At 61.6% G+C, this 14,375-nt stretch carries 8 protein-coding genes; 2 read left to right on the top strand and 6 right to left on the bottom strand.

What is annotated here, in order from left to right; translation table 11 throughout:
* Together ACIQ09_RS10865 and ACIQ09_RS10860 are read left to right on the top strand one after the other, a co-directional pair.
* Positions 1-187 (top strand): PDZ domain-containing protein (locus tag ACIQ09_RS10865; RefSeq protein WP_398309154.1); only part of this gene is annotated, 187 nt, incomplete at its 5' end.
* 232 nt (positions 188-419) lie between these two features.
* Positions 420-1,328: a LysR family transcriptional regulator gene (locus ACIQ09_RS10860; protein ID WP_003141085.1), complete on the top strand. Its 909-nt coding sequence runs from the start codon at positions 420-422 to the stop codon at positions 1,326-1,328.
* A gap of 328 nt (positions 1,329-1,656) precedes the next feature.
* On the opposite strand, the gene ACIQ09_RS10855 is transcribed toward ACIQ09_RS10860, so the two are convergent.
* The 6 genes from ACIQ09_RS10855 to ACIQ09_RS10830 all read right to left on the bottom strand — a co-directional run bounded on the left by ACIQ09_RS10855 (position 1,657) and on the right by ACIQ09_RS10830 (position 14,305).
* A complete protein-coding gene (locus tag ACIQ09_RS10855; protein ID WP_398309149.1) occupies positions 1,657-3,180 on the bottom strand; it encodes an N-6 DNA methylase in 1,524 nt (507 codons plus the stop codon).
* 209 nt (positions 3,181-3,389) lie between these two features.
* Positions 3,390-4,052, bottom strand: a complete 663-nt coding sequence (locus tag ACIQ09_RS10850) for a hypothetical protein (RefSeq protein WP_398309146.1) — start codon at positions 4,050-4,052, stop codon at positions 3,390-3,392.
* Between the two features lie 2 nt (positions 4,053-4,054).
* Positions 4,055-5,449 carry an AAA family ATPase gene (locus ACIQ09_RS10845; protein ID WP_398309143.1) on the bottom strand — a complete coding sequence of 465 codons (1,395 nt, stop codon included), beginning with the start codon at positions 5,447-5,449 and terminating at the stop codon, positions 4,055-4,057.
* Positions 5,443-6,963 (bottom strand): restriction endonuclease subunit S, encoded by a 1,521-nt coding sequence (locus ACIQ09_RS10840; protein ID WP_398309140.1) that lies wholly within the window; start codon positions 6,961-6,963, stop codon positions 5,443-5,445. The genes ACIQ09_RS10845 and ACIQ09_RS10840 overlap by 7 nt, the downstream gene beginning before the upstream one ends.
* Positions 6,960-9,740: a type I restriction-modification enzyme R subunit C-terminal domain-containing protein gene (locus ACIQ09_RS10835; protein WP_398309137.1), complete on the bottom strand. Its 2,781-nt coding sequence runs from the start codon at positions 9,738-9,740 to the stop codon at positions 6,960-6,962. The genes ACIQ09_RS10840 and ACIQ09_RS10835 overlap by 4 nt, the downstream gene beginning before the upstream one ends.
* Positions 9,741-10,075: 335 nt before the next feature.
* Positions 10,076-14,305 (bottom strand): response regulator, encoded by a 4,230-nt coding sequence (locus ACIQ09_RS10830; protein ID WP_398309134.1) that lies wholly within the window; start codon positions 14,303-14,305, stop codon positions 10,076-10,078.
* Positions 14,306-14,375: the final 70 nt, after the last annotated feature.

Below are 14,375 nucleotides of genomic sequence, written 5' to 3'. Positions count from 1 at the left end.
CGAAGTCACGCCGCAAGGCATCGTGCCGGGCGACCGCATCATCGATGTTGATGGCAAGGCGACGGACGATGTGGCCAAGCTGCTCGCGCGGCTAGACGACAGGAAGGTCGGCGATGTGGTGGTCTTGTCAGTGGAACGGGCCGGCAAATCGCGCGAGGTGCGTGTGGAGCTGCAACCCGGGAATTGATTGAACTGAACCTGTGGATCAGGCGGTAGTGCAGCGTCGCGGTGATTGAGGTTCTCAGGTCTTCGGCCAGGTAGCGTTCCGCCTCAACCTCCGTAATTTTCGGATGCGATCTGCCTATCCGAATAGGCAAGCATGCAACGCCGGAACCTCTTGCCAATCATCGAAGGAGAAAGCGAGGCGCAATCCGCATGAGGTGGACGCAGGCCAGGAACGAGGCAAACAGGAGGCCGCATTGGAACTCAGACTACTGCGCTATTTCGTTGCGGTCGCGGAAGAACTGCATTTCGCGCGAGCGGCCGAGCGCCTTGGCGTAGAACAATCGCCTGTGTCGCGCGCAATGCGAAATCTCGAAGCCACGCTCGGCGTGCAGTTGTTCGACCGCAGCGCGCACCAGACGCGACTGACCTGGGCCGGTCAAGTGTTCCTCGGTGAGTGCCGGCGCGTGCTGGCCACCGTGGAGCAGGCGGTGAGTGCCGCAAAGGCGGCGGCGCAGGGCTATCAGGGTTATCTGCGCATCGCCATCTGCGACAGCTTGGCGCAGCCCCACATTGCCACCTTGCTGGCGCGCAGCCGCGAGGAAGAGCCCGAACTGGAGATTCGCGTCTTCGAGCTGCCTTTCGCGCAGCAGCTCAAGGGCCTGCACAACGATCTGCTGGACATCGGTTTTGCGCTGTCGGACGCGGTGAGCGAAGGCCTTGTCGCCGAGCCCGTGTGGACCGATCCTCTGTCGGTGATCGTGCCCGTGCGCCACCCCTTGTTGGCGCACGCGGAAGTGCCATTGGATGAAGCCTTGAAGTTTCCGTTGGTACTGTGCCATCCGGACGCGGGATCGGGCTGCCACCACCAGATCCAGGCGGTGCTTCAAGGTGCGTCCAAGCCGCTCAAGCTGGTAGATCAGGTGACGAGCCTAGGCGTGATGCTGACTCTGGTCGGTGCCGGTTATGGCCTAGGTTTCGCCATTGCCTCGCAGGTGCAGACCCTGAACCGCCCCGACATAACCGTTCGCCCCTTGGCCGGCACGCCGCCCATGCTGTCCACCTACCTGCTGCGCCGCAGCGCCGAACCCTCTGAGCCCATGAAGCGGTTTCTGCAGCGCGCCCGCGAGGAGTTCCTGCCAAAGGGAGATGAACCGGCCTCGTGACGTTGAGCGCTCGGGTACATTGGCTACTGCTGGCTGTCCATGGCTCGCACTGGGCTTGCTCGGAGCGCGCGTTGACCAAGCGTGGTTTTTCAGTCCATAATTATGTCCATCTCAGTTCGCCGAGTGCGAAAAACTCGTTATCAATCAACGAGTTGGGAACACGATGATGTTCCCATCGCCCGCTCCACCGGATTCCGGCAGGTCGTTGATCTGCAAGCAAAAAGGCCAACCTGAGAGGGTTGGCCTTTTTGCTGTCTGGTCGGAGGTGGATAGGGCTCGATCAGGTCACATGGCGGCCGTGCCGCCGATCAACAGCACGCCGTAACATTCATTTCCCGCCCTCAACCCGTGCAAAGCTCGGCAGGCCCGATGCAACATCACGGAACGCGGCCAGCGCGGCCTCCAGGTGTTCGATGATCTCCTGCTGCAACACGTCCGGGGGTGGCAGGTCGTCCAGATTTTCCAGGCTGTCGTCCTTCAGCCAGAAGATGTCCAGGCTCGCCTTGTCGCGGGCAATCAGTTCATCGTAAGCAAAGAACTTGAAGCGCTCGGTTTCCTGGCGCTCGTGCCGGTTATCGGCGTTGTAGGAGACGACAAAATCCTTCAGATCGTCCAGCCTCAGCTGGCGGGTCTTGAGGGTGAAATGCTTGTTCGTGCGCAGGTCGTAGAACCACACGCCCTTCGTATGCCCCCGCCCGTCCTTCGGCGCATTGTCGAAGAACACCACGTTGGCCTTCACCCCCTGGGCGTAGAAGATGCCGGTGGGGAGCCGCAGGATGGTGTGCACATCGCAGTTTTCCAGCAGCTTGCGGCGGATCTTCTCGCCGGCGCCGCCTTCGAAGAGCACGTTGTCGGGCAGCACCACCGCCGCCTTGCCGTCCACTTTGAGCATGCTGACGATGTGCTGCAGAAAGTTGAGCTGCTTGTTGGAAGTGGTCTGCCAGAAGTCCTGCCGCTCGTAGGTGAGCGCGTCGCGGTCTTCCTCGCCCTCCCCGTTGGTGATGGTCATGCTGCTCTTCTTGCCGAAGGGCGGATTGGCCAGCACGTAGTCCACCCTGATCTTCGGCTCGGAGATCAGGGCATCCGCGCGCTCTACCGAAGGCTCGCCGTCCAGCTCGCCGATGTTGTGCAGAAACAGGTTCATCAGGCACAGGCGGCGTGTGTTGGGCACGATCTCGTTGCCATGGAAGGTCTGCTCGCGCAGAAAGCGTGCCTGCCTCGGGTTCAGCTTGAGCAGGTCCCGGTGCAGCCACGCCGCGTTGTCCTTCAGCCATTGCCCGGAACCCGACAACCATTCGTTGACCGCCAGGAAGAAGCCGCCCGTGCCGCAGGCCGGGTCGGCAATGGTCTTCTCCGGCTGGGGGCGGACGCAGGCCACCATCGCCTGGATGATCGCCCGGGGCGTGAAGTACTGGCCCGCGCCGCTCTTGGTGTCTTCCGCGTTCTTCTGCAGCAGGCCTTCGTAGAGATCGCCTTTGGTGTCGGCATCCAGCCCGATCCAGCTCTCGGCATCGATCATCTGCACCAGGCGCGCCAGCTTGGCCGGGTCCTGGATCTTGTTCTGCGCCTTGAAGAAGATCGCGCCCAGCATGCCCGACTCCGCGCCCAGCTCGTGCAGGATCGCCAGATAGTGGGCCTCAAGCGGCTCGCCGGTCTTGCCGCGCAGGCTCGCCCAGTCGTAGCCCGCGGGGATGCGGGTGTCGCGCTTGTAGGGCTCCTGCGCGTATTCATGGGCGAGCTTGAGGAACAGCAGGTAGGTGAGCTGCTCCAGATAGTCGCCATAGCCCACGCCGTCGTCGCGCAGGGTGTGGCAGAAGTTCCAGACTTTCTGGATGAGGGAGGAGGTGTTCATCTTCAGCGTTCCGTTGCGGCGGGCATCAAATACCCATCAAGTAGCGTTCTCTCCGCACCGCATTGTTTTTTAACGGGTTTATGTTCTTGTGCGACAGATATCGGGCGTTCCATCAAGTACCCATCAAGTAAATCACGCCCAGCTCGGCACGTAACGCCTGAGCTTGGGAGCCATCCCTACCCCGCGGGCAACCTTCCCAAGACACCGCGTCAGCGGAGAATCCGAAGCTTTTGAAGCGCGGTTTTCAAATCGCTTTCCAGCGTGCAGAAGGCGTCCAATTCGCGCAGATGACTCAGTGATATCGTCTCAGCAAGACTATTGAGGTATGGGGATGTACCTTGCTTGCGGCGTCGCCCGGTTGGGTTGGTGGCATAAAAGGCGTCTGAAAGAATAGCTTTTGGATCCGCGACCGCTTCCAACACCCGCCGGACCGGGAGGCCAAGGTCGCGATCGCTCAAGTCGGAGCCGAATACAGCCCGAATTGCGTCGCCATCGGCAATTGCCCACGCCTCCGTTTCACGAACGGGAACAACTGCTACGCCGATGCCTTCATCCTCGAACGTATCGCTCAGCAACTTGAGGCTGGGTTCCACCTGCTCTTGCCGGGCAGTTCTCGGATCGTTTGCCCCGTCGGCATGCACGAACACGATTCTCCATGAGCCTCGGGCCAGCTTTGCTGCCGCTAGGATGCGCTGGTCGCGTGGCGCAGCATCAGTAGACGTCGGATGATTTAATGCAAGGACTTCACTGACATCCACCGACCCCAGTGCTTCATTCGCGCAAAGATCTTCACACAGACGTTGCAGCAAGGGCCGTAGAAAATAGTAGTCAGTCGGACCTTCCGCGTAGAGCGCAAGACCAAGGTATTTCATCGTCATGCCTCCGAGCTGGCCGTCTCAAGAACGGTCTTGACCTCGAAATCCGACACAAAGCCTTGGGCCGTACCACTGAGTTCAAACAGTTCGGATTGCGCACGGGGGCGAACGGGGCGCAGGCGCGTCTTGCGCCGAACCTCTTTGCGCTCGGGATCGCTGACCGACGACGTGTCGGCAAAAAGAATCGTCCCTTCCACGGGATGAAGGTCCTTGTCGAGCAAGGCTGACAACACCACCGGAGAGTGGCTGTTGAGCAACAACTGGCTGAGCGGCACGATCTCATCATTGTCGGAGAAATTACTTGGACTGATGACCATGTCGCGCAGACGCTGGACCAGCAGCTTGACGCGTGCCGGATGCACGCCATTCTCCGGCTCCTCAAAGCAGATCAGCCCGCGATGCCGAGGGTCATGCAACAGCGTCAGGAGCGCCAGCACCCGCAGCGTGCCGTCCGAAATGACCCGCGACGAAAACGGCAAACCGTCGCGCATGGTCAGTTCAATGCGGTACTCGCGACTGGCATCATGCAATTCGGCATGCAATCGAGTGACGCCCGGAATAAGGTTATTCAGTTCTGCCACGATATCGCTGAGCACGCCGTTCGGACGAGATGGCGACTGCGTTTCAGCCTTCAGTTGGGCCAGCACAGCAGCTAGGTTGGAGCCGTCGGCGTTCAGAACGTCAGATGCGGTGGCCGGGGACGGCTTGCGCAGCAGGGCGGGGTCGAGTTGCAGCAGCCGCCAATGGTGCATTTCCTCGCGCAGCGCGAAAAGGTGAGGGAACTCCGCGTTGGTGATGCTATACAGCACCGTGGCTTCGGCTGCGCTGGCGGGCCGGTTACGGCCCTGTTTACCGTCCTGATGGATATCGAAAGTCAGGCCCTCCGGTCGCTCTTCGGTCGTCAGCCAAGGCTTGCTGCGCACATACTTGAGATAGGCCGAGCGGAATGCTGCCGACGGGCGCATGGCTTTCGCCCAGCAATCCTCCTTGCGCAGAATGGGCAAGACGGCTTCATGGGCGACCTGGATGCGTTCGATGCCGGGGCGGGTCTCGCGTCGCTCCAGCGTAACCTCGTAGCGCATTCGGGTGTGGGTCAATTTGACCTCGCTGCCCCAGGGGTCGCGGACCACGGGATCGACCAGTACTTCGGCAGCAAGTCGAATCTGGCGAGAGCGCCCGGAGGGCGTCTGGCGAAACAACTCCAACGGCTCGCCCCGCATGTCCTTTACCGCCTCCGCCACATCGCGGGTGGCAAGGTTGGAGAGCAACTGAATCGCATCGAACAGGTTGCTCTTGCCCGCCGCGTTGCTGCCGATGATCGCCGTGAAGGGGGTCAGATCGACCGTTTCACGTTCAAACGTCTTGAATCCGTCTATTTCGAGGCGTGTCAGCATCTTGTTTCCTTGGAGGATCGGGTAACGGGTTTCTTCCTTTTGCCCGAGAGGGGGTGATTCTGTTGTGCGCTGCGTATGCGTTCGAGCAACCTGCTTGCGGGTTCGTCGTCGGGGTCTTGGGGAACCAGCTGGCCGGAGAAGGCGGTGCGGAGGATGTTCTGGCGTTGGGCGGCGGATTGTTTAAGGGCCAGACCTACCGACTGCTCTTGCAACTCCAAGCCAGATAGTTGTTCAGCCAGGGACTCAATCGCTTTGCACTGCTCCACGCGCGGAGGCACGGGAACTGGAACCTTCGCGATCTTCCCAACGCTGAGCGTGTACAAGCCGCTTGTTGTCGCCGCCAGCTTGGTCAATTTCTCTATACCCCCAAGGGAGTTGAGCCAGCTCTCCAAGAATCGACCTTCCATTCCAATCGGGCGGACACGAATGAGATGGTTCTGACAGACGGCGTCCTTGATCGACCCATCCCAGACTGCACAGCGGCCTATTTCCGTCAGGCTGCCGTTCCCTTCCACGATCAGTACATCGCCAGCGAGCAAGGTAAGCCGGTCTAGCTCCCCGGAAAAAAGCTCTATCTCATGCACCTCGTCGAGCTTGAGCCGCCCGCGAGCGACGTTCGCAACGCGCAGGAATGGAAACTTGTTTTTCACCGGCGCGCGCGACGGCTGCTTCTGTATACCCCCTTGAATCTCGGACAACTGATCTACGCTCGCCCACATCCACCCTTCCGGCAGCTCCGGCAAGTCGGCGGTATCCGGCCGCACTGGCTCGGGATATTTCTTCTGCCAGTCCTTCGGCGGCGTCTTGCCCTGCTCCTCGAATTTGGCGAGTTGCCTGGCCTCCCAGCGGGCGCGGCGTTCGGTGAGGATGCGCTCGAGCAGTTGCGCGCCGGTCTCGGTGGGGTGGTTGTGCTGGCGCCAATCGGCGGTGAGCGCGCCTTCAACGGCAGCTTTCAGCAAGGATTGGCGGTATTGCACGAGCTTCTTCTGCGCCGCCTTGAGCTCGGCCACGCCGGCGTCGAGGTCGGAGAGCAGTTCTTCGAGTTTGGCGACGATGCGGGTTTGTTCGCCGACTGGGGCAACGACCAAAGGCAATTGCCGCATAGCTGCGCTCGTGAGCTTCAATCGAGTTGAGCCCGTAACGAACGGGCGATAGTCGACGAGATTGAGTTGGTGGCAAAGAAACCGGTTGTCAATCAGGCCGCCCGCCCCGGCAAGAACATGGGCGTGGTTGTTGACCCAGAAGCGCCCGTTCGCTAGGTAGGCCTTGTCTTTCACCGGGTCAAGAAACGGTGCCGCATCTTCACCGAGTAGCACTCGCTGGCCCTCTGATCGGTAAGAGTCAATGAGCCCAACTTGGCCGGTTGCACCGTAATACGGGTAGAGGTCGCGCTCGGACTTGCCGCTAACGCGACTCTCTCGTTCGGATGAGTTGATGGGTTCGCGCTCGAAATCCAAGACGTCGACAACTGAATCCAATGTCGTCTGACACCACCCCTTCGGCAATTCCCTCACGCCACCAGCTCCCCATTCATCTCATCCATCAGCGTATCCAGTTCCTTGCCAAACAGCCCCCAGGCTTTCTGCAGCCCGCCCTTGTCCGCCAACTCGGCGTAGTCGAAGTCATCCCGGTGGATGGCGCAGGCGCTGGCGATGTGGTCCTTCATCATCCGCAGCCATTCGGTCTGCTCGGGGGTGAAGGCAGTGGCGCGGCGCGCATTGTGACGGAAGATCCAGGCCTGGAAGCGTTTATCCACCTCGTCGGCGAAGGGCCTGAGTTCGCCGTCCAGCCCCAGCGCAAAGCGCAGCAGCGAGACCAGGTCGGTGAGTTGGCGCCTGCTGTTTGTGCCCTTCACCTGGCTGGCATGCACGCGGGCGTAGGCGCTCCACAGGCGTTCGGTGGTGAGCATCAGCGGCGGCTTGGCGAGGTGAGCATGGAGTTCTTCGATCATCTCGAAGCTCAGCGCCCGGCGCTGGTAGGGCTGCTGGTAGAAGAAGTCCAGCGCGGCGATCTCGTCCTTGTGCTGCTGAATGTAGTCGGCAAAGCGCTGGATCACGGCCTTGGCCTCTTCCTCGGCCTGCTCGGCATAGCCCGAGAAGATGAGCTCATCGACGTTGATGTGGTCGATGATCTGCTCGCGCTCGCGGCGGGCGTTTTCGATCTCGTCGCGAAGCTCGGGCTTGTCGAAGGGCGCACAGGCGGCGGCCACGCGCTGGGCGCGGGCAGCCGCGATCTCCGCGGGGAGCAGGGTGTCTTCGGAACGGGTGATGCCGGCGGCGCTGGCGGCGGCCAGCGCGGCCTCGACGATGGCGTCCGGATCGAGCGCGGCAATCAGGCTCTTGCCCAGCTCCCCCACCGGGATGCCGCAGCTGGCTATTTCGATGCGGGTGCGGGCCTTGTCGTCGAGCTGCTTGGCGAGGCGCACCAAGCGGTTGGCGAGGGAGAGCACGGTGTCGTCGTCGCGGCTGCCCATGGCCACGCCTTGCAGCAGGTCCTTGAGGGGCACGCCGGGCTTCTTTTCCAACTGCCGGCTTTCAGTCTTGAGGGATTTCTCCACGCCCACGGCGTCGATCAGCACGAAGCGGGTTTTGGCACCGTCCGCGCTGTTGCTCACGCGCCGGAGGCCATCGCCATCGAGGCTGCGCACGCCGCGGCCTTTCATCTGTTCGTAGTAGCCTTTGCTGCGCACGTCGCGCATGAACAGCAGCACTTCGAGGGGTTTGACGTCGGTGCCGGTGGCGATCATGTCCACGGTCACGGCGATGCGCGGGTTGTAGTCGTTGCGGAAGCTGCTCAGCACGCTGTCGGCGTCTTCCTCGGCGCGGTAGGTGACCTTCTTGCAGAAGGCGTTCCCCTGGCCATAGACCTCGCGCACGATGTTGATGATGTCGTCGGCGTGGCTGTCGGTCTTGGCAAAGATGAGCGTCTTGGGCGTCTCTTTGCGGGTTGGGAAGATCTCCGTCTCGACGGCGGTCTTCATGGCCTGGATCACCTTGCGGATCTGGCTCGGGTTGACCACCGACCTGTCGAGTACCTTGGCGGTATAGGCGGTGTCGTCCTCGGTCTGGGCCCAACGCCGCTTGCGGGTCTGGCGATCACGGTGGTCCACCCACTCCCGGGCTTTCAACTGGGCACCTTTCTGGGTGATCTCGGTTTCGATGGTGTAGACGTCGTAGCCGACGTTGACGCCGTCGGCTACGGACTGCTCGTAGGTGTATTCGGCGACGATGTTCTCGTTGAAGAAGCCGAAGGTGCGCTTGTCGGGGGTGGCGGTGAGGCCGACCAGGCTGGCATCGAAGTAGTCGAGCACCTGCTTCCACAGGTTGTAGATGCTGCGGTGGCACTCGTCGATGATGATGAAATCGAAGGTTTCGACGGGCACTGCCGGGTTGTAGCGGACGAGCTTTTCCTGCTTTGAGGTTTGCTGCACCTCGTTGAGCGAGACATCCTCGGCCGATTCGTCGATCGGCTCGCCACTGAGGATGGCGTACATGCGCTGGATGGTGCTGATGCACACCTTCGAATGCGGGTCGATGCTGGGTGAGGCGAGCCGCTGGACGTTGTAGAGCTCGGTGAACTTGCGGCCATCGTCGGGTGGCGTGTAGGCCATGAACTCCTGGTGGGCCTGCTTGCCGAGATTGCGGGTATCCACCAGAAACAGGATGCGCTTCGCCCCACCGAACTTGAGCAGGCGATAGACCGAGGTGATGGCGGTAAAGGTCTTGCCCGCGCCGGTGGCCATATGCACCAGGGCGCGGGGCTTGTTGAGCGCCAGCGCGTGTTCCAGCCCGGTGACGGCGCCGATCTGGCAGTCACGCAGGTTTTCCTCGGGCAGCGCAGGCATCTGCCCGGCGAGCCGGCCGCGCAGAGTGTCCGGCTGCGCCAGCCACTCGGCCAGGGTTTCGGGTTTGAAGAAATGGAAGATCTCGCGGGACCTCGGGGCCGGGTCGGCGCCGTCGGTGAAGCGGATGATCTGGCCGGTGGCCTCGAACAGGAAGCGCAGCGAGGTGTCATCCTTGCGCCATTTGAGCCGGGCGGAGGCATAGCGCTCGGTCTGGGCCTCGGTGGCGGTCAGGTTTTCACCGGCGCTGTCTCTTTTCGCTTCGATCACGCCCACGGCGTGTCGGGCAACAAACAACACGTAATCCGCCGGCCCGCCATCGGTGGGGTACTCGCGCACCGCGACACCCAGACCTGCCGACAGGTCGAGCTTCTTCAAATCCTGCACGACCCACCCGGCTTTCTCCAGCCGACTGTCGATCTCGATCCTGGCCAGAGATTCCGGAGTCATCGTCTTCTTCTGCGCTCGCCGCTTATTTGTTGATGTTCAGGGAATATTTTAGTGGCGATAGGCTGACGCCTGCACTTCCATTGCAGAAGATTCTCGGCAATAGGCAGCCGTTCGCTCAAGTCAGCACCTGCAGCAGCTACCGAACACTGAAATTTGAAGCGGCGGGGCGACGTGCTCATGCGTCTCTGCCACCCGTGGCCGCTCTGCGGCCAAGCTGAAGCGAGTTGCTCACCCCGTACGGCGTCGGGATTGTCGATCCGGACCGCTTCATCAGCAATCAGTGGGATCTTCACCCGCTTCAAGCCATTGCGGCCTTCAAGGCCATACGCGCCCGCTCAGAGCGCCTCCAAGCCGTCGATCACGACCCGTAATTGCGCCAGTGTTTCGGGCAGGCGCAGGCCGCAGGTGTCCCGGTCGTGGCGGATGGCGGCTTCTTCGAGGCTGGCGGCGGCTTCGCCCAGGTCGAAGGCGCCCAAGGTGCGCGCCGTGCCTTTCAGGGTGTGGGCCAGGCGCACCTGGGTGCCCCAGTCGTCGGCATCCCGGGCCTGGAGGTAGTCGGGTTCGAACGTGCGGCCGTGGGTGTCGCGGAATTTGGCGAGCAGGCGCAGATAGAGCGGCAGCCGGCGCACATGCGTCAGGCCGACCGCCACGTCTATGCCGGGGAACTCCGGGTTGGTGCCGACCGCCGGTGCGTTGTCCCCTTCAGACTGAATCCTTCGATCCTGGAGTGGATCTTTTGCTTGCCAGTCTGGCAGGCAGGCCAGCAGCTGTTCATAGAGATGCTCCATGCGCACAGGCTTGGGCACGTACCCGTTCATGCCCGCCTGCAGGCAGTGGTCGCGCTCCTCGAGCAGGGCATTGGCGGTCAGGGCGATGATGGGGAGATCCGCATATCCGGCCATCTCCCGCAAACGCCGGGTGGCGGTATAGCCGTCCATGACCGGCATCTGCACGTCCATCAGGATGACGTCCGGGTGCTTTGCGAATACCGCCGACAGGCAGTCCTGCCCGTTGACGGCAAAGCGGGCCGTCACGCCTGCATTGGCAAGCAGTTCGCCTATCACTTCGCGATTGATCTCGACGTCCTCTGCGACAAGGATGTCGATTCCGCTGAAGCGCGCCCAGTTCTGGGTGGCTGCCTTGCGGCGTTCCAGCAGTGGCGCCTCGTCGCTCAGCATGCCCAGGCTGTTGGCCAGCTCCACGTAGAGGTGGCGGGCGCAGATCGGCTTGGCGAGCACCCCATCGATCTCTTGAGCCACGCCATCCAGCTCGCTGTGGTGGCTGAAGGCGCTGACCAGGATCATCTTTGGGGCGGTCGTGCCATGGCTGGCATGGATGGCCCGCATCTGCCGGATGGTTTCAATGCCGTCCATGCCGGCCATACGCCAATCGATCAGGCAGGCGAGGTAGTCGGGCGACGGGGTGGCGTTCATTTTCAGGACGGCTTCGTAGCCGCTGGCGGCGACCTCAGCCTGGAGGCCCAATTGGCTGGTCAGGCGGCAAAGTATGTTGAGGGAAACGGGATTGTCATCGACGATCAAGACCGGACGCTGCGCCTGCTGGGCCAGTCTTGTTCCAAACTCGCCAATGCCCAGGCGGCGATCGACCTTAAGGGATTTGAGCCGGACGGTGAAGTGGAAGGTGCTTCCCTGGCCCAGCACACTTTCAGCCCAGATACGTCCCCCCATCAGTTCGACCAGTTGCCGGCAGATGGAAAGGCCGAGGCCGGTTCCGCCAAAGCGCCGCGTCGTCGAAGAGTCGGCCTGGGTAAATGGCTTGAAGAGTCTGTCGAGTTGCTCTTCGCTCATGCCGATGCCTTCGTCACTCACCGAGCAACGCAATTCGACGTCCTGGTCGGCCAGCGTCGCGGTCCGAACCTTGACGATGACATTCCCGCCGGTTGAGAATTTCAGGGCATTGCTGACCAGGTTGGCGAGGATCTGCCCCAGCCTGAGCGGGTCGCCCTCGAGGACGTGGGCGTCTTCGTCGATGTCGTAGTAGAGCTCTATCCCCTGGTTCTCGGCGCGCAGGGCGACCACGCTCGAAAGCCGGTCGAACACGGTTTCCAGCACGAAGCTGGCACTTTCCATCTCCAGCTTCCCTGCTTCGATCTTGGAGAAGTCGAGAATGTCGTTGATGATGGTCAGCAGGCTTTCCGAGGCCGACTTGATCTTGGAAACATAATTGAACTGCTTGGGGTTCAGGTCGGTGGCCAGGGCCAGTTCGGCCATGCCGATGATGGCATTCATCGGCGTCCGGATTTCGTGGCTCATGTTGGCCAGGAAGGCGCTTTTTGCCTTGGTGGCGGCCTCCGCTTCCGATTTGGCTTCCTGCAGCCGGGTGATATCGAAGAACCAGGCCAGTACTGCCCGGCTACCACCGTAGTCGATGTTCATGTAGGAGCCCAGCGTCCAGAGGTGTGACTCATCCGGATCCTCGGGAAAGTAGATCTCGACCAGTCGATTGAGCACCATCTCGCCCCGCGCCAGGGAGGCGTAGATCTCGCCAAAGACCTGCGGGTCGGCGTAGTAGCGGCTGACGTCCTCGTGATTGGTTTCATCCTTGTTGCGGCGGACCAGGCTGCAGAATGCCTGGTTAACGAACAGGATCTGGTGGTCATCCGCGCGGGCAATGCGTACCGCCATGGGCGATGCCGACAGCACCTGCTCCAGCATTTCCTGCTGGCGGCGGAGCTGCGAATAATCGATCAATGCCGAGCGAGAGCAAACAAACCGTCCGGCATCGTCGACAACGGCAGAGGCCGACAGCAGCACGGGAAGGGTATCGCCGTTCCTGCCGACCAGTTCCAGCGGCAATTCATGCAGTTTCTCGCCGGCACGGACCTTTGAAAAGTTCTGCCGGAAGGTCTCGGCGGCCGACGGTGTCAGGAATTCAACCATCTGCCGCTTGCCTACGAGCTCGTCGCGGGTATAGCCGAGCCAGTCGAGTTCGGTATCGTTGATTTTCTGGACGACACCATGTTCGTCAAGTGAGTGGTAGCCACAGGGGGCGTGGTTGTACAAGTCATCCAGTTCGTCGGCCTGTTTCTGGATTTCCTGCTCGGCGGCCTTGCGCTCGGTGATGTCGTAGAGCAACACGAAGACTCCCCGGACCGACCCTGGCGGCCCGTCGGGAATGTAATGGGTCAGGAAATGCCGGCAGGCCATGCCCGGTTTCGACAGGATGCGTTCGAAGGATTGCCGCTCGCCCTGGAGAGCGGCGTCCATATGGGCTTTGGCGAACGAATAGTCGTCCTCCCCCAGGAGTTCGGCCATGCCGATGCCTTCAATTTGATCGGGTGTCTTTTCGAACCAGTCGAGGAAGGCGCGGTTGGCGAAACGGTTCTGCAGGTGGGAGTCCCAATAGACAATCATGCCGGGAAGCGCATCGGCAATCGCCCTGGTGAAGCGCTCGGTGCTGGCCAGCGCCGCCGTTCGCTTGTCGACCATGACCTCCAGGCTGTCCCGCTCCTGCTGCAAGGCGAGAAGCTGCTCCTGGATGACCTGGTAGAGCTGGTTGAAATGATGGAGAAAAACGCGGATCTCACGGCGCCCGGTTTCTGGCAGTTTTGCCGGCGCCATGCGCGGCAGGGCATTGATGATCTGAGTCGCGCCGCTTTCGAGAGGCCGCAGTTGATTGCCCATGAAGCGCCAGACCACCAAGCCGGTGACAAGCATGGCCATCAGGGCACCGATCCAGATGGTCTGGGTCAGGTCGGCCAGCGGGGCCAGCGCCTGCTTTACAGGCACATAGGCAACAACCCGCCAGTTGATCGCCTGGAGGGGCATGGCGTGGGAGATGATCTCGTCTCCGGCTGCGTCGATCGAGCGGCCTGCGCCTTCAAATCCGTCCTCGATCCTGTGCTCCGGCGGCGAGGCAGCAGCGCCGTCCTGCACGTCCTTCAAAACCTTCGATGCATCGGTATGGGCGACATAGGTGCGCTCGGTCAGCGCGATGACCTGGTAACCGCCCAGGCTCCCGCTGCGGGTGAAACCGGCTATGTCGAAATGGGTGCCGGGGCCGAGGCGGTCCGAACCGCAGATCACGGCAACCACGCTCCCCGATTTGTCCAGTAACGGGACAGCGAATACCAGGTTTGGATGCCCGGAGAAACGGCCAATGAGAGGCATGACGACCGGACGTTTGGTGTGGAGGGCACGGTCTAGATAGGGCGTGTTGCGGTAGTCGGCCCCGATTAGCTGGCGGGCAGGGACTTCGGCAACACGAATCCCGCCCGGGGAAAGCACATAGACATCCCGCCCGAAAAAGCGGGATATGCCGGATTGGCTGCCGAGGTGACGCTGGATAGTGCGGCTGTTCGACCAGTCCTCCGGGGGCAGGTGGTCCGCGATAGTCTGCAGCGCATCGATGCGTTCGCTGATTTCGCCCTCAAGCCACTTGGCGACAAAAACCAGGTCACCTTTCTGCTGCGATTCCAACTGAGCAAGGAAACTGCTCTTCAGCCGATCTTCGGCAATCATTGAAATTGCAAAGATGCAAACTGCCTGGAGAATCAGCACCCCGAGCGTCAGCTGAACGCGCAGGGAGTCCCAGACGAATTGCATGCCCTTCGATTCCTTTTCCACCACCATGACTTCCCTTGGTCTCGCTTCCGCTCCTTTTGCCTTAACGGAA

This window comes from Zoogloea sp. (assembly GCF_044344315.1).
In the GTDB taxonomy this organism is placed as follows: domain Bacteria; phylum Pseudomonadota; class Gammaproteobacteria; order Burkholderiales; family Rhodocyclaceae; genus Zoogloea.
Note: the sequence above shows the minus strand (reverse complement) of the source record. Positions and strands in the feature narration are given on the sequence as shown.

Coding starts and splice junctions, on each gene's coding strand:
- ACIQ09_RS10830 (WP_398309134.1), bottom strand. CDS start 14,305: ATGCAATTCGTCTGGGACTCCCTGCGCGTTCAGCTGACGCTCGGGGTG.
- ACIQ09_RS10845 (WP_398309143.1), bottom strand. CDS start 5,449: ATGCTGACACGCCTCGAAATAGACGGATTCAAGACGTTTGAACGTGAA.
- ACIQ09_RS10855 (WP_398309149.1), bottom strand. CDS start 3,180: ATGAACACCTCCTCCCTCATCCAGAAAGTCTGGAACTTCTGCCACACC.
- ACIQ09_RS10835 (WP_398309137.1), bottom strand. CDS start 9,740: ATGACTCCGGAATCTCTGGCCAGGATCGAGATCGACAGTCGGCTGGAG.
- ACIQ09_RS10850 (WP_398309146.1), bottom strand. CDS start 4,052: ATGAAATACCTTGGTCTTGCGCTCTACGCGGAAGGTCCGACTGACTAC.